The organism is Sporosarcina sp. P18a (assembly GCF_002743135.1).
In the GTDB taxonomy this organism is placed as follows: Bacteria; Bacillota; Bacilli; order Bacillales_A; family Planococcaceae; genus Sporosarcina.
In genome coordinates this window covers 1-15,736 of the sequence record NZ_PDYQ01000005.1, presented here as the reverse complement: position 1 = coordinate 15,736, position 15,736 = coordinate 1, and the positions used below count along the sequence as shown (strand labels likewise).

Sequence of the window (15,736 nt, the reverse complement as noted above, 5' to 3'; positions counted from 1 at the left end):
CATTTCAAATTGCATAGACGACAGTTGACCATTTATTGCTTTATTCGACTTCCTTCTTATATTATTAGAAGGGGAAAAAATATTTTTTGGGGGTATTATGAAAAATCCATATTTGTTCAGCTATTTACCATTTGTCGCCGTCTTATTATTCAGTTTGACTTTTGGCGTCTATAGCGTAGGGGAGACGCTAATCCTCTTTAAGGAAATTGGTCTCTATCAAGGCATGAGGGAGTTCTTAACCGACCTTCAATTACGCCTCTTTTTACTGACAATGTATGCTTTAGTATTCTTCATGCTATTTGCAGCTTTAAAACTGATTGCCGTCACCATTCATGAAACGGCCTTATTATTTTTCCTAAAAGAAGAAGCAGATGCATCGTATAGCGCTTCAAAATCCGGTGTGATCATTTACTTTATTGGTGCACTCGCTTCGGTAATCGGTATTCAATCTTGGAAGATGCTAGCATTGATTTTCTTCCTCACGTCTTTCGTTTACTTTATTTACGTAGTGTACAAATTAAGTCCCTTTATGCCATTGACGCACACAGTCGGTTTGATATTCTTTCAAATTATCATTTGGAGCGTCTTGGTGGCGGGACTTGTGTATATCATTTTCCGTCTATACAACGGAGTACTCGCCAGTATCCCGTTAGCCAATCCAGTGAAATAAATGAAAAAGCCTTGCAGATCCAACTAACGGACCTGGCAAGGCTTTTATGGTCGCAACGTTGAGGAGAATGCCCGCAAATGAATTTTTTGATCACGCAGACGCGGGATGGGTGTAGGTCTGTCATACCCAATCCAGACTGCCGACGTATAACGATCATTCATGCCGATTGTCCACAAGTCTTTAAACGAATCGGTCGTTCCTGTTTTCGCTCCGGTATAGCTCGTTGTGTAAGCTATTCCTTCGCCTGTACCGTTCACAACGACTTCTTTCATCAAGGAACGAATGCTATTGACCGTGGATGGGGACCAAACCGCTTTTGACCTATCTTTCCATTTATACAATACCTCACCTTTACTATCCTTTACCGAGCGAATGGCATGCGGGGTCACGTACGTCCCATCGATAAAACTCGTAGTGGCTCCCGCAAGCTCCAGTGGCGTGACACCTTTAGAAAATCCACCAAGCGCTGCAGGGTAGGAGCGGTCAGCCGCAACGATGTGTCGGAAATGAAAAGGTGTTAGATGAGAGAATGCCTCGTCGATTCCTACACGTTGCAATAAACGTACAGCCGTTGTGTTATAACTATTCCGGAATGCTTCCCGTACCGTAGTCGTACCAAACTGATAGTGGCCGAAGTTTTTCGGACAATAACCGGCAATACAAATATTGCTACTGTTGACGGGCGTATCCGCATGATACGGCCCACTTTCGAAAAACGGTGCATAGACAAGCAATGGCTTAATGGCTGACCCTGGTTGTCGAACAGCTTGAAAAGCCCGGTTGAAGTCGGTTTTTTTATAGCCCGAACCAGCATATAAACTGATGATCTCACGCATCTCATTGTCGATGACAGCAGCTCCAGCCTGCACACCGCCTGTTCCAATCAGTGCATTCAATCGATTTTCATCATGCTGTTGCTTGTTTGGATCAAGTGCCGTATCGATTGTCACGCCTTTGCTGGCCACTTCTTGCGTACGCCGATTGATTTCACTTTGCCAGCGTTGTCGTTCTTCTGGCGTTTTGGCTCTAGCCATCGACACATCGAGCCCTTCCGCTTGCGCGATAAGGTCTTTCAGTTCTTCTAATACATATGAACTGTACATTGGATAAAACTGTTCTTTGTTCTTAACGTTTAATTGAATGGGCAACTTACTATACTCTTCAAATTGCTCTAGTGTAATGACTTGCTGGTCGAGCATGACTCGAAGAAGTCGTAGTTGACGTTCTTTCGTTTGATCAAAATGCTTGACCGGGTTATAAAGAGAAGGATTATTTGGAATGGCCGCCAAAAATGCAATTTCTGCCTCATGCAATTTTTCAAGAGGACGGCTGAAATAGTAGCTAGCCGCACCACCGATTCCGTACACTTGATTGCCGAAGTACATTTCATTCAGATACATTTCCAGGATTTCATCTTTTGTCGATTGTTTTTCCAACTCTGCTGCAAAGAAGAGCTCTTTGAACTTTCGTTCGTACGTTTTCTCAGTTGTTAGATGGCGCATTCGCACGACTTGCTGTGTAATGGTAGAAGCGCCTTGCTGCTTAGCGTCTGCCGCTGCATTAATCGTGAAAGCTCGAATGATCGCCGCTATATCATAACCTCGATGCTCATAAAATGTCCGGTCTTCACTTTTTAAAAATAACTGGCGCGTGAAAAACGTCACATCTTGCAAATGAATGGGTTGCCGCCATTCGGTATATTCTTCCGCAAACAATTTCCCGTTTCGGTCTTTCATTTGAATAGGGGAGACCATGACAGGCGCTTCCAACTGCACTGCCTCACGAATAGAAGCATGCAAGGTTTTCGTCTGCGCGGTTTCTGCGTAGATTTGATTTTGGATAAAAAGTAATAGCGGAACGCAAGCAAGCGTAATCACTAATCCAACCGTTTGTTTCAACTAACTAGCCCCCTGTACTTTCATATCGCTAAAGAAAAATATAACATAACACGACACCTGTCGTCTGAATCAATAGGAAATAAAAAAAACGCGCTACCGAAAAGCGCGCGTGGCTAAATTTATGTGTGTTCATTCGCTTCATCTTGCCGGTCTTCTAGGAAATGTTCGAAATCCTGTGTAGGCCGTCGTACTGCCATTGACAGGAACAAATACCCGACGATGAATAATATGCCTGTCACGATGAATACGGCAGGAATCCCGATATATCCACTGACAATTCCACCAAACATCGGTCCTATAATATTACCGAGGAAACGGAAGCTGGTGTTATACCCCATGACCTCACCTTGAACTTCCAGTGGCGCTTCACGACGAACAAGCGCTGTCGTAAGTGGAATCATCCCGCCAGTTGAGATTCCAAATAAGAACCGCAATAAAACAAGTTGCCAAAGTGACGTAACGAACGCCTGTGGGATAATGAAGAGGAACGACATGATCAGCAGTAGTCCGAGGATTTTTTCATATCCTACATTGTCGCCAACTTTCCCCCAATACCTAGCGAATAGTAAATTACCGAGACCTGTTGCACTGAACGTCAATCCCGCGAGAAACGCTACGTTGGACGCAGCATGGGTCAAATCCGCTACGTAGAGTGACAACAATGGCTGAATGCTGAAATTCCCGACTTGGATCAACGTCGTGACGACCATCACGTTAAACATTAGACGGTGCTTGAACAATCCACCCAAAATGACTTTCCGTGAATACTTTGCAACTTTCCGCACCTGTACCCGCGCTTGCTCTTTAATTCCAAATAACACGAGCAACGTAGCAATCAAAACGGAAATAGATGTGATGATGAAAGCATACTCAAACCCAAACGTATCAGCCATCAGACCACCGAGAACGGGGCCGAATAACATTCCCGCAACACCGCCCATTTGCAACGTGCCGAGCATCTTGCCGGCTTCCTCACGTGGCGTTTGAGAAGAAATGAAAGCTAATGAAGTCGGTAAGAAACCTGTAACCAACCCCATTAGTAGTCTCAACACGAAAAAGGTTTCTACGGAATTAACAAAGCCCATTAAAAAAACTGAAATCGTAATTCCAAAACCATTAATGAGCAAAATAGGTTTAAAACCGAAACGATCTGCAAAACGTCCCCAAATAGGTGACATGATCAGTGCGGTAATAAACGTAGCACCAAAAATTAACCCAGCCCACTTCTGGACATATGCGTCAGAATAATCCCCGAATGTTTCAATATATAACGACAGGAACGGCATAATCATCGTCATCGTACCTGCTACAAGAAAGTTCGTGACCCAGATGATAATGAAATTTTTCTTATGTCGACTCAACGTTGAACCGCCTTCCTCCTGTAATGCTTAGATAATATTCAGTATAAAACAATTCGGCAGTCGAAGGAAACATAGTGCTTACATCAAACGTGGATAGAGCGGATGGCGCGGCCCATTGAGCGGTTACGCGAATTAATGAGCGATACTCGCATTGCTACTACGGGTACACCAACGTTGTCCTTTCCTACTATTACGCTTTTTCTCAGCCCACTACACATTGTCAACTAACTGTCACAGTTACAATGATCGAATTTTGCCATCATCTATGATAGACTGTTTTCATATACAAAACATGCACCAAAATGAACAAGCACGCAAATTTGAGGAGGAATATCATGTATCCACAACTATCAACTGAAGTAGCAGAAAACGAAGCACTTGTAACGATGAACACAACAATGGGACCGATCAAAATAAAACTTTTTAAAGAGCGCGTTCCAAAAACAGTTGAAAACTTCTTGACTCACGCAGAGAATGGCTACTACGACGGTATTATTTTCCACCGCGTTATTCCTGAATTCATGATCCAAGGTGGAGATCCAACTGGAACAGGAATGGGCGGAGAGAGCATCTACGGCAACTCATTCCAAGATGAGTTTACTATGGATCTATTCAACTTGCGTGGCGCTTTATCTATGGCAAACGCTGGACCCAACACAAACGGTAGCCAGTTCTTCATCGTACAGGCTTCTTCAGCAAACGCTTCAGCATCACAATTGAAACAGGGTGGATGGCCTGAAGAAATTGCAGCTGCATATGAAGAAAACGGTGGAACACCACACTTAGATCAGAAGCACACTGTATTTGGTCAAGTGTTAGAAGGAATGGACGTTGTCGACAACATTGCCAATGCAAAAACTAACCGCGATAATAAGCCAAACGAAGAAATTAAAATTGAATCAATCGAAATTATCCAAAAGTAATCGTATTTGATTCGTAGGGGGAAACAAGCATGGACTTCGTTCTATTAATGCCGTTTCTTTATTTTCCTGAAGATAAATCAGAATACATCCCAGCAGCAATCTCTTTCGTCATCTTCATGACGCTAATGCTGTTCGTATTTCGTTGGATTATCAAGAAATCCAAACAGCAGGAAGAAGAAACGAAAGAGCTGGAACAACGTATTTTAAAAGAACGACAACAACATAACAACTCAGGACATCCCATCGATTGATCGGGATGTTCTTTTTTAATCAGTCAGTCTCGTAAATTACCAAAATACCTCCAACTGTTCTCTTACTAGCTGTTGTGCTATCATTAAAAGAAAACACAAATCAGGTGACGAATCATGCAAACCATTGAAATGAATAAAAAAGCAGTCTCACTTCTTAAGCAATGGGATCCATTCCAAGAGGGGGAATATGCATATGGTACAGAAATCACTGAAATAGTGACGAAACTCCATCATGTAGATCATCCAGCAGACTTAGCTAAGTATATTCGCGATATCTATGAGCACGCCCATGAAATTTGGATACCATTAGAGAACTGTATGGACATATCCTATAAACTGATTGCTGTTAAATATGAAGCCAAATCAATCGTTACATATTAACTACTCCACGCCATCTATTCAGATGGCTCTTTTTTTGTTCAAAACATCAAAATATGGTATACTATGAAGCGGCCTTAGTGGCAGACTAGATACTACTTTAGATTGGGAGCTGTTTGGCATGTCTCACAAATTTGCAGTAGGAGATGAGCTGACCGGAAAAGTTACCGGCATACAGCCGTACGGTGCGTTTGTAGCGCTGGATGCCTCAACGCAAGGCTTAGTGCACATCTCTGAAATCACGTATGGATTCGTAAAGGATATTCATGAGTTTTTGGAAGTTGGGCAAGAAGTTCACGTCAAAGTATTGGATGTGGATGAAGGGGCTAGTAAAATCAGCTTGTCGATCCGTGCATTACAGGAACCACCAAGTTCTTACCTGAATCACTCTCGTTCTCGTCAATCATTGCAAGAACGCGTGGATCAGCAAGACGCTGATGGTTTTAATTCACTGAAAGATAAACTACAAGGCTGGATTGAACAATCCGGACGTTAATAAAAGGACAGACGTAGAAGTGGTAAGTGCTTCTACGTCTGTCCTTTTTGTTTTTGAAATTGCTATTGTTACTACTTATCTAGTCCTTCAGTTTCCTCAATCGATACTGCAAGTTCTGTCTACTCATACCGAGAGAGCTCGCAGTTTTTGTAATGTTATGATCATGTAGCTCCATTGCTTTTTGAAGATAATACTTCTCGGCTTCACGTAAATACTGATCAAACGGTACTAGCTTTGAATCGCTTTGAACGATAAAATCTCTTGGTTGTGAAGCGTCATTCGCTGTAGATTCTATCTTTATCTTAAATTGCAGAGGTAACATGTCAAAAGTGAGCGTGTTTTCTGTTGTGCGCATGGATGAGACTTCATCGAGGAGCAGCTCGAGCTCTCGCGAATTCCCCGGCCAACCGTATGCGATAAGTGATTCTCTTACCTTTTCATCGATTTTCGTCAATCCTGTCCCTAGCGATTCTATTCTACTCTTTAAATACGATTCAGCAAAAGGGATAATATCTTCCGGACGCTTTCGAAGAGGGGGAATCCTAATGGTGAAAGAGGCGAAAAAGTAGTAAAGCTCTTTTAGCAATGTGCCCGATGCGATAAGCTCGACTGGATCATCCCCGATACTTGCAATGAATTGATGACTGGATGTTTTCTGTAAGACAAACAGCAATGCCTGTTGCAAAGAGATCGATAAATTATCGATACGTTCGCAAAATAACGTCATAGACGGTTGCTGCTGCAACGTTTCTTCGAGTTGTTGAATGATATCTGTATCCGCATGTAGACAATGGAAAGTGTGGAAAACCCTCTCGTTTTTAACTGATCCATAGTGAATAGCCTCAGCAAGATTATCCTTCCCTACACCTGCTTCTCCAATTAATAAAACTGGTAATCCAGCCTCTGCTGCTTTCTCGGCGGTGGAAATGACCGATTTCATGACAGCTGAATGGGCAGTAATTTGAGTGAATGTAATCGGTCCGCGATTTTTACGCAATGGTTGTAAAACAAATCTTTCCAATGCGGTAATGTCTTGAGCGAACTCAATCGCACCGATTAACTCTTGTTGTTCATAAATAGGGTACGTGTCATTCATCGTCGTGATTTCTACTTTATTCGTATTCCAATATCTCTGCTTCACACGCAATTGCGGTTCTCCACTTTGTAATACTTTCAATAACGTACTCTCATTTTTATCAAAGTTAAATAACTCCAAAATGGAATGATCTTTTATATCTTCAAGATTTAATCCTTCAATGTCCTTCATTTTACGGTTATAGACAATGGTTCGTCCTGAATGATCCACAGCGTGTATACCGATATTTGCATGGTCTACTGCAAACTGATTGCATATATTCAATAATTTTTCGTATGTTTTCAATTGAAACACCTTCCTACTGTATGTACTATCGTATTTCAGTCACCAAGTTAATAGAATTTAAAAATAATTACAATAAAAAGCTTGCAATGTGCAATGTTTTCTTGCATCATTATAAATGTAAACGCTATCAAACGCAAATAATTTTTGCGTTCTACTTATAAAGGAGGATTTGATTCCAAATGATTCCATACAAACACGAACCGTTCACTGATTTTACAGTTAAAGAAAATCGCCAAGCGTATGAAGAAGGCTTAACAGTTGTAGAAAGTTATCTAGGACAAGATTATCCGCTAATTATCGGTGGCGAACGCATAATGACAGACAAGAAGTTAGCATCCACTAACCCTTCCAATAAAAAAGAGATCATCGGCGATGTCTCGCAAGCTAGTCGTGATCTAGCAGAACAAGCGATGAATACTGCGAAAGAAACATTCAAAACGTGGAGAAAAGTCAAGCCGGAATTTCGTGCGGATGTATTATTTAAAGCGGCTGCAATCGTTAGACGTCGTAAGTTTGAGTTTTCTGCACTGCTTACAAAGGAAGCCGGAAAGCCTTGGAATGAAGCAGATGCAGATGTCGCTGAAGGTATCGACTTTATGGAATATTACGCCCGTCAGATGCTTAGACTAAAAGAAGGTATGCATGTGGAGAGTAGACCAGGTGAATATAACCGATTCGATTATGTACCACTTGGTGTAGGGGTAGTGATTTCACCATGGAATTTTGCATTTGCGATCATGGCGGGTACAACAGTAGGTGCACTTGTAACAGGAAACACCGTCCTGTTGAAGCCGGCTTCCACAACAACGGTCGTTGCCTATAAATTTATTGAAGTACTGGAAGAGGCGGGAATGCCAGCTGGTGTCGTCAACTTCATCCCAGGATCAGGTTCTGAGATTGGTGACTACTTGGTCGACCATAAAGATACTCGTTTCGTTTCATTCACTGGTTCACGTGAAGTAGGTACACGTATTTTTGAACGTGCGGCCAAAGTACATGACGGTCAAATTTGGTTGAAACGTGTGATTGCGGAGATGGGCGGTAAAGATACGATTGTTGTCGACAATGAAGCGGATTTAGAATTGGCTGCGCAATCTATCGTGTCTTCATCATTCGGATTCAGTGGCCAAAAGTGTTCAGCGTGTTCCCGCGCGATCATTCATGAAGATGTTTACGATGAAGTAGTAAAGCGCGTAGAAGAAATCACGAAATCATATAACTGGGGTGATCCAATCGATGGCAACAACACAGCGGGTCCAGTTATTGACCAGGCAGCTTTTGATAAAATCATGGATTATATTGAAATAGGCAAGCGAGAGGGACGTCTCATTGCGGGTGGTACTGGTGACGATTCGAAAGGATACTTCATTGCACCAACCGTATTCGCAGATGTGGATCCAAATGCACGAATTTCCCAAGAAGAAATCTTCGGTCCAGTCGTGGCGCTTTCAAAAGCTTCATCGTTTACAGAGGCGATTGAATTTGCAAACGATACAGACTACGGTCTAACAGGTGCGGTCATTACGAAGAACCGACACCATATTGAGCAAGCTCGAGAAGACTTCCATGTAGGTAATCTATATTTCAACAGAGGTTGTACAGGCGCTATCGTTGGATACCAGCCTTTTGGCGGTTTCAACATGTCCGGTACTGATTCAAAAGCCGGTGGACCTGATTACTTGCAACTGCATATGCAAGGGAAAACGACATCCGAGATGCTGTAAATCGTTGAGGTGAATTTGAAGGAGTGAACGAATATGACGAAAACGACGAGAGTGATTGAGAAAACAAAAAAATATGGTGCAAATAACTATAATCCGCTACCCATCGTTATTTCTGAAGCGGAAGGTGTTTGGGTAACAGATCCTGAAGGTACTAAGTATTTGGATATGTTAGCTGCTTATTCTGCGCTCAACCAAGGACATCGCCATCCGAAAATCATTCAAGCGCTGAAGGACCAAGCGGATCGTGTAACGCTAACTTCACGTGCATTCCATAATGATCAATTAGGTCCGTGGTATGAAAAAATGGCAGAGCTTTCGGGCAAAAATATGGTTTTACCTATGAACACTGGCGCAGAGGCAGTGGAGACAGCTTTAAAAGCCGCGAGACGCTGGGCGTATGATGTGAAAGGCGTAGCAGGCAACCACGCAGAAATTATTGCATGTGTAGGAAATTTCCACGGCCGTACACTGGGGGCAGTTTCCTTGTCATCCGATCCTGAATATAAAAAAGGATTCGGTCCATTGCTACCCGGAATCAAGTTAGTAGAGTACGGGGATATCGATGCATTGAAAGCAGCTATTACTTCCAATACAGCTGCTTTCCTAATTGAGCCGATCCAAGGAGAGGCTGGAATCATTATTCCGCCTGAAGGATTCATGAAGGAAGCTTCAGAATTATGTAAAGAGGAAAACATTCTCTTTATAGCGGATGAAATTCAAGCAGGACTCTGTCGTACAGGCGAAATGTTTGCTTGTAACTACGAAGGCGTGACGCCAGATATGTATATCCTTGGTAAGGCGCTCGGCGGAGGAGTATACCCAATTTCCTGTGTACTTGCGAATGATAACATCCTAGGTGTATTCAATCCGGGATCTCATGGATCAACATTTGGTGGAAATCCAATGGCGTGCGCAGTATCTTTAGCGGCAATTGAAGTGTTGGAAGACGAGGAGCTTGCGAAACAATCCAAGGAATTAGGAAATTATTTCATGGATGAACTGAAAAAAATATCACATCCTGCAATTAAAGAAGTGCGTGGTCGTGGATTGTTTATTGGAGTGGAATTAACCGAACCGGCACGCCCGTATTGTGAAGAGCTAAAAAAGCTAGGTTTATTATGTAAAGAAACACATGATACAGTAATTCGTTTCGCTCCACCATTGATTATTACGAAAGATGAGTTGGATTGGGCATTGGAAAAGATTCGCACAGTATTTAACAAGTAAGTCATACACTACCACCGAGATTTTACATCACGAAAAAATTCGAAAAAGATTTGGAATCGATGACTGGATGTTTGACTATGCCCGTGTTATAATGTGTCCGTGAAAGACAAAAACAAACAAAGAGGCGAGCCATACAATGACAGAAAACCTGAATCTATTTACGTCTACACAAGTTGTTATAAAAGATGCACTTGAAAAGCTAGGCTATGATGAAGGAATGTATGAACTATTGAAAGAACCACTTCTTATGGTAGAAGTACGTATTCCTATCCGTATGGACGATGGAAAAGTGAAAGTATTTACTGGATACCGCGGTCAACACAATGATGCTGTTGGACCGACAAAAGGTGGAATTCGTTACCATCCTAACGTTAGTGCGGAAGAAGTAAAGGCACTTTCTATGTGGATGACACTTAAAGCAGGAATTGTAGACCTACCATATGGTGGTGCTAAAGGCGGCATCATATGCGATCCGCGAGAAATGTCGATGGCGAATTAGAACGTTTAAGCCGTGGCTATGTGCGTGCACTTAGTCAGGTAATGGGACCTGCAAAGGATATTCCTGCACCGGACGTCTTTACGAATTCACAAATCATGGCATGGATGATGGATGAATATAGTAAAATTGATGAATTCAACTCACCTGGTTTCATTACAGGGAAGCCAGTCGTACTTGGCGGTTCACATGGCCGCGAGCGCGCAACAGCTGAAGGTGTAACGATCATTATTAATGAGGCGGCAAAACGTCGTAATATTGATATGAAGGGTGCACGTGTAATCATCCAAGGATTTGGTAACGCAGGCAGTTTCCTATCTAAGTTTTTACATGATTCAGGCGCGAAAGTAATCGGTATTTCCGATGCATACGGTGCATTGTATGATCCGGATGGTTTAGATATCGACTATCTACTTGATCGTCGTGACAGCTTTGGAACAGTCACTACATTATTCGACAATACGCTAACAAATGCGGAATTACTCGAAATGGAATGTGATATTCTAGTTCCAGCGGCAATCGAAAATCAAATCACAGAAAAAAATGCTCATAATATCAAAGCGAACATCGTAGTGGAAGCAGCTAACGGTCCAACTACTTCGGAAGCGACAAAAATCCTAACAGATCGCGGTATTCTACTAGTGCCTGACGTATTGGCTAGCGCTGGTGGCGTAACAGTATCGTATTTTGAATGGGTTCAGAATAATATGGGGTATTACTGGTCTGAAGAAGAAGTACGTGAAAAAATGACAGCGAAGATGGTTCAAGCATTTGAAAATGTTTACAACATCGCAACTACACGTAATATCGATATGCGTTTAGCGGCATATATGATTGGTGTACGTAAAACAGCGGAAGCAAGCCGTTTCCGTGGTTGGGTATAAAAGTGATAAAAGGCATCTCCTCGAGTGTGAGGAGATGCCTTTTATATTTGTTTAATGGATGAAGTGGATTGGATCTCTTCGGTAGATTTCGGTTCCTCTTCTCTGCGCCAATACGTAAAAAGAACTTGTAACGCCATGAGACCAGATAATCCGATAAAGATATAAAGGAAGCGTGCTAATGGCTGGTAAGCACCTTCTGTTAGTTGTGCGATGACATCAAAACGAAAAATCCCGACAACGCCCCAGTTTAATGCGCCGATTAACGCAATTGCTAACGTAACTTTTTGCAATGTTTCCATTTTATCTCCTCCTATGAAAAGTATATCCTGTTTTTAGAACACTATACTTGCATCGTTAATACATCTTTTTCATAATAGGAAGTAAGAAGAAGAAGAAGAAGAAGAAGAAGAAGAAGAAGAAGGAGGCGTACGATGTGGATAATTTTATTTTCAACAATCCGACTAAATTAATATTCGGCAAAGATCAACTGCAGCATTTACCAGAAGAACTTGAAAGATACGGTAAAAAGGTACTCTTAGTATATGGTGGCGGCAGTATTAAACGTAATGGCTTGTATGATGAGATCATGACATTATTGAACGACAATGATTTTGAAGTAGTAGAGATGCCAGGCGTTGAACCGAATCCCCGACTGTCAACAGCTAAAAGAGGCGCAGACCTTTGTAAAGAACATCATATCGATGTGATTATCGCAGCAGGTGGTGGTTCTGTTATAGACTGTACGAAGTTGATTGCTTCTGCAGCGAAATACGATGGTGATCCTTGGGACTTCGTAACAGGCAAAGCAACACCTAAAGAAGCATTGCCATTTGGAACGGTGCTGACGCTTACTGCGACTAGTTCAGAGATGAATGCGGGTTCTGTTATTACTAATGAAGAAACACAGGAGAAATATGGATGGGGCGGACCGTTAAACTATCCAAAGTTCTCTATATTGGATCCCGAATATACATTGTCAGTACCGCTCGATCAAACGGTCAATGGTATTGTTGATACGATGTCCCACATGTTAGAGCAATACTTCCATACTGCAAATAATGCTTCGTTCCAAGATGAACTATGTGAAGCGGCATTGCGTTCCGTTATGAAGACTGGAGAGCAGCTCGTGAAAGATCCGGAGAACGTAGAGCTTCGCGAATCCATGATGTTTGCAGGAGTTTGGGGATTAAATGGTTTTCTATCGATGGGTACAAAAGGGGATTGGGGTACGCATACTATCGAACACGCTGTCTCTGCTGTCTACGACATTCCTCACGCTGGCGGTTTAGCGATTTTATTCCCGCACTGGATGAAGCAAACATTCCCGAAAAATCCACAACGCTTTGTTCAGTTGGCGGTTCGTGTATTCGGAGTAGATCCAGCTGATAAGTCGGACGAGGAAATTGCGATCGAAGGAATTGACTCTTTAAGTGCTTATTGGAAGAAGATTGGCGCACCTGTTACGTTAGCTGATTATGATATTGATGACTCTAAATTGGAGTTAATGGTAGAAAAAGCAGTTGTGAATGGGCCGGTCGGTAGATTCGCTCAATTATCCAACGATGAAGTTTTCAATTTATTGAAGGCTAGTTTGTAACCTCTATAATCATTTGTTAATTGCATAAAAAAGACTGAAAGCATAGCCGGTACAGGGTTTGCTTTCAGTTTATCACGTCAGGTCACGTCGACTTGGCGTTTTATTATGGATAAATAACGAGTTCTACCGATTCTACATAGGAAAGCGTAGTGAGTTCTATATAGAGTGCGGAGGTAGATTTTTTAGGATGTGCCATAAGTTTGAATTGCAATTCGTGGTGATATTGGCGTTCAGGTGTTTGAAATTGTTTGATACGCATATGGTCAATTTCCATATGTTCTTCATTCAAGTACCTGACGAGATCGTCAATTTTAGACTTTTGAGTAATGATGACCGTACAATTTGCTTCTTTAGTGCGCAAGCGTTTAGGGCCGAATCTGCCTAATAAAGGCGCTACTAGCTCGATGACGATCATTACACTCACTACAGTGAACAATGCCTCGATATAGAAGCCTGCACCTACCGCGATACCAATTCCCGCTGCCCCCCAAATCATGGCAGCTGTAGTAAGCCCGGTAATATTATCATTGTCCCTGCGCAATATAGCTCCGGCACCTAGGAACCCGACACCACTGACGATTTGTGCAGATAGTCGCAAAGGATCCATTGTAATATTAATATCATTACGAGCGGGGACTAAATAAGCGGCTTCCATTGAGATGATTGTCAATAGACAACTGAAGGTAGCGATGACTGCACTCGTTTTTAGTCCAATAGGTTTTTTTTTGATCTCACGCTCCACGCCCATAATGATACTTAGTACTAGGGCGATACTGATTTTTATTAATGCTTCTCCATTAAATGAATCGGCAAGGATCGTTAACATAAATTATCCCCCCTTCACTTACAAAATAGGAAGATTACCTATATACTCTCTTTTATACGGCAATCGATTGGTACATGCCTCTTCTTCTATTGTAATGGGAAGAGAGATAGAAAGAGAAGTGATATTTTGAATAAACCGCTAATACATCCCTATATACCCATTGCGATTGGTGTCCTAACTATTGGACTATCCGCAATCTTTGTGAAAATGGCTACTGCAGATGCAGGAGTCATCGCCTTTTATCGTATGTTCTTTTCAGTTGTTATTATGCTTCCGTTATTTTTAATTTCTTATCGTAGCGAACTCAAGTCGTTAACAAAAAAGGATTGGCTGTTTACTGCGAGTTCAGGAATCCTTCTAGCAGTTCATTTTATACTGTGGTTCGAATCCTTAAACTACACGTCAGTTGCCAGCTCGACTGTATTAGTGACGCTGCAACCAATTTTTGCTTTAGCAGGTACCGCATTGTTCTTTAAAGAAATCATTACAGGAAAGATGCTGACTGCTGTTTTCATTGCATTAACAGGAAGCTTCATTATTAGTTGGGGAGATTTTCAAGTAAGTGGAGCTGCGTTATTTGGAGATATACTGGCATTACTCGCTTGTGCATTCGTTACCGCATATTTATTAATAGGTCAAAATGTGCGTAAAAGAATATCACTCGTGACGTATACCTTTCTTATTTATTCCGTGAGTTCGGTTGCACTGTTTTTCTATGTGCTCATCACGCAAGAACCTTTCTTCGGATATCCCACTTCGGATTGGGGATGGTTTCTAGCTTTGGCTATCTTACCGAATCTGTTGGGGCATACGTTATTCAACTGGGCAGTCAAATGGGTGAGCACAAATGTCGTGTCGATCGCCGTTCTGTTTGAGCCGGTACTCGCTTCAATTGCTGCGTTTTTTGTGTTGCACGAAAAAATAACTTCTCTACAATTAAGAGGTGCAATCGTTGTCCTGATAGGGGTTTTGCTGTTTGTTATTGATATAAAAGCAATAAAGAAAAAACTATTTACGAAAAACACTTGATTTCTCTATACGATCTATTGTATATTAGTTCTTGTCGCTTCGGACGTAATCGAAAACAACATAAAAAACTTTTTTAAAAAAGTTGTTGACTTCGACAAAAACCGAGTGTAGGATAGAGAAGTCGCTTTTATACGACTAACAAACACGAACCTTGAAAACTGAACAGCAAAACGTTAACGAAATACAGTTTGTGCACCTTGCGGTGACACAAACAAAATGAGTATCTTAATTGATGCCAGCAAATGAAACTCGAGCTAATCGAATTTTCATCTAACTGGTTGGCGAGATGTTGTGGAGTGCTAGGAAGTGATCGAGCGAAAGAGGGAGCGTACTTTAGGTACGTGACCGACTGAGCAAGTGAAACTGACAACGCAATCCGCGGCATATCGTCAGCCAGTATTATGGAGAGTTTGATCCTGGCTCAGGACGAACGCTGGCGGCATGCCTAATACATGCAAGTCGAGCGAACTGAAGGAAGCTTGCTTCCTTCAGTTAGCGGCGGACGGGTGAGTAACACGTGGGCAACCTGCCCTTCAGATGGGGATAACTCCGGGAAACCGGGGCTAATACCGAATAATCCATTTTCTCGCATGAG

Annotated in this window: 14 protein-coding genes, 1 rRNA gene and 1 pseudogene; 11 read left to right on the top strand and 5 right to left on the bottom strand. The window is 42.1% G+C overall.

The window, feature by feature from the left end:
* Positions 1-97 precede the first annotated feature (97 nt).
* Positions 98-670, top strand: coding sequence for a DUF5366 family protein (locus tag CSV75_RS12775; RefSeq protein ID WP_099637064.1), 573 nt, complete (start codon positions 98-100; stop codon positions 668-670).
* Between the two features lie 44 nt (positions 671-714).
* Here CSV75_RS12775 and CSV75_RS12770 read toward each other — a convergent pair whose 3' ends face one another.
* Positions 715-2,568: a transglycosylase domain-containing protein gene (locus tag CSV75_RS12770; protein WP_099676145.1), complete on the bottom strand. Its 1,854-nt coding sequence runs from the start codon at positions 2,566-2,568 to the stop codon at positions 715-717.
* A 119-nt stretch (positions 2,569-2,687) separates the two neighbouring features.
* Positions 2,688-3,929, bottom strand: a complete 1,242-nt coding sequence (locus CSV75_RS12765; RefSeq protein WP_099676144.1) for an MFS transporter — start codon at positions 3,927-3,929, stop codon at positions 2,688-2,690.
* A gap of 335 nt (positions 3,930-4,264) precedes the next feature.
* On the opposite strand from CSV75_RS12765, the gene CSV75_RS12760 reads away from it, so the two are divergent.
* The 4 genes from CSV75_RS12760 to yugI all read left to right on the top strand — a co-directional run bounded on the left by CSV75_RS12760 (position 4,265) and on the right by yugI (position 5,977).
* Positions 4,265-4,852, top strand: coding sequence for a peptidylprolyl isomerase (locus CSV75_RS12760; protein ID WP_099676143.1), 588 nt, complete (start codon positions 4,265-4,267; stop codon positions 4,850-4,852).
* 29 nt (positions 4,853-4,881) lie between these two features.
* On the top strand, positions 4,882-5,103 hold the full coding sequence (locus CSV75_RS12755) for a hypothetical protein (protein ID WP_099632630.1): 222 nt from the start codon (positions 4,882-4,884) through the stop codon (positions 5,101-5,103).
* Between the two features lie 114 nt (positions 5,104-5,217).
* Complete coding sequence (locus CSV75_RS12750) at positions 5,218-5,484, top strand: DUF1871 family protein (protein ID WP_099632631.1); 267 nt, start codon at positions 5,218-5,220, stop codon at positions 5,482-5,484.
* Positions 5,485-5,602: 118 nt separating this feature from the next.
* Entirely contained in the window at positions 5,603-5,977 is a 375-nt protein-coding gene (yugI, locus tag CSV75_RS12745; protein ID WP_029054404.1) for a S1 domain-containing post-transcriptional regulator GSP13, read from the top strand.
* Positions 5,978-6,056: 79 nt separating this feature from the next.
* Here yugI and CSV75_RS12740 read toward each other — a convergent pair whose 3' ends face one another.
* The gene (locus tag CSV75_RS12740) at positions 6,057-7,358 is read right to left on the bottom strand and encodes a sigma 54-interacting transcriptional regulator (RefSeq protein WP_233191669.1); all 1,302 of its coding nucleotides are present in this window, start codon (positions 7,356-7,358) and stop codon (positions 6,057-6,059) included.
* Positions 7,359-7,537: 179 nt separating this feature from the next.
* Here CSV75_RS12740 and pruA point away from each other — a divergent pair, with 179 nt between their 5' ends.
* From pruA to CSV75_RS12725, 3 genes and pseudogenes are all read left to right on the top strand, one after another.
* Positions 7,538-9,082 (top strand): L-glutamate gamma-semialdehyde dehydrogenase, encoded by a 1,545-nt coding sequence (gene pruA / locus CSV75_RS12735; protein WP_099676142.1) that lies wholly within the window; start codon positions 7,538-7,540, stop codon positions 9,080-9,082.
* 33 nt (positions 9,083-9,115) lie between these two features.
* The gene (locus tag CSV75_RS12730; RefSeq protein WP_099676141.1) at positions 9,116-10,309 is read left to right on the top strand and encodes an ornithine--oxo-acid transaminase; all 1,194 of its coding nucleotides are present in this window, start codon (positions 9,116-9,118) and stop codon (positions 10,307-10,309) included.
* A 136-nt stretch (positions 10,310-10,445) separates the two neighbouring features.
* Positions 10,446-11,689, top strand: a pseudogene (locus CSV75_RS12725) (Glu/Leu/Phe/Val family dehydrogenase).
* Between the two features lie 41 nt (positions 11,690-11,730).
* On the opposite strand, the gene CSV75_RS12720 reads toward CSV75_RS12725, so the two are convergent.
* The gene (locus CSV75_RS12720) at positions 11,731-11,988 is read right to left on the bottom strand and encodes a DUF378 domain-containing protein (protein ID WP_099676140.1); all 258 of its coding nucleotides are present in this window, start codon (positions 11,986-11,988) and stop codon (positions 11,731-11,733) included.
* A 134-nt stretch (positions 11,989-12,122) separates the two neighbouring features.
* Here CSV75_RS12720 and CSV75_RS12715 point away from each other — a divergent pair, with 134 nt between their 5' ends.
* Positions 12,123-13,286, top strand: a complete 1,164-nt coding sequence (locus CSV75_RS12715) for an iron-containing alcohol dehydrogenase (RefSeq protein ID WP_099676139.1) — start codon at positions 12,123-12,125, stop codon at positions 13,284-13,286.
* Between the two features lie 103 nt (positions 13,287-13,389).
* On the opposite strand, the gene CSV75_RS12710 is transcribed toward CSV75_RS12715, so the two are convergent.
* Positions 13,390-14,112, bottom strand: coding sequence for an MgtC/SapB family protein (locus CSV75_RS12710; protein ID WP_099632637.1), 723 nt, complete (start codon positions 14,110-14,112; stop codon positions 13,390-13,392).
* Between the two features lie 126 nt (positions 14,113-14,238).
* On the opposite strand from CSV75_RS12710, the gene CSV75_RS12705 reads away from it, so the two are divergent.
* Together CSV75_RS12705 and CSV75_RS12700 are read left to right on the top strand one after the other, a co-directional pair.
* Positions 14,239-15,141, top strand: a complete 903-nt coding sequence (locus CSV75_RS12705) for a DMT family transporter (RefSeq protein ID WP_099632638.1) — start codon at positions 14,239-14,241, stop codon at positions 15,139-15,141.
* A gap of 398 nt (positions 15,142-15,539) precedes the next feature.
* Positions 15,540-15,736: ribosomal RNA gene (locus CSV75_RS12700) — 16S ribosomal RNA — on the top strand; the annotation flags it as partial.

Bases quoted from the DNA above. Each gene is read 5' to 3' on its own strand.
- CSV75_RS12760 (WP_099676143.1), top strand. From the start codon at position 4,265: ATGTATCCACAACTATCAACTGAAGTAGCAGAAAACGAAGCACTTGTA.
- CSV75_RS12710 (WP_099632637.1), bottom strand. From the start codon at position 14,112: ATGTTAACGATCCTTGCCGATTCATTTAATGGAGAAGCATTAATAAAA.
- CSV75_RS12730 (WP_099676141.1), top strand. From the start codon at position 9,116: ATGACGAAAACGACGAGAGTGATTGAGAAAACAAAAAAATATGGTGCA.
- yugI (WP_029054404.1), top strand. From the start codon at position 5,603: ATGTCTCACAAATTTGCAGTAGGAGATGAGCTGACCGGAAAAGTTACC.
- CSV75_RS12720 (WP_099676140.1), bottom strand. From the start codon at position 11,988: ATGGAAACATTGCAAAAAGTTACGTTAGCAATTGCGTTAATCGGCGCA.
- CSV75_RS12775 (WP_099637064.1), top strand. From the start codon at position 98: ATGAAAAATCCATATTTGTTCAGCTATTTACCATTTGTCGCCGTCTTA.
- CSV75_RS12755 (WP_099632630.1), top strand. From the start codon at position 4,882: ATGGACTTCGTTCTATTAATGCCGTTTCTTTATTTTCCTGAAGATAAA.
- pruA (WP_099676142.1), top strand. From the start codon at position 7,538: ATGATTCCATACAAACACGAACCGTTCACTGATTTTACAGTTAAAGAA.
- CSV75_RS12750 (WP_099632631.1), top strand. From the start codon at position 5,218: ATGCAAACCATTGAAATGAATAAAAAAGCAGTCTCACTTCTTAAGCAA.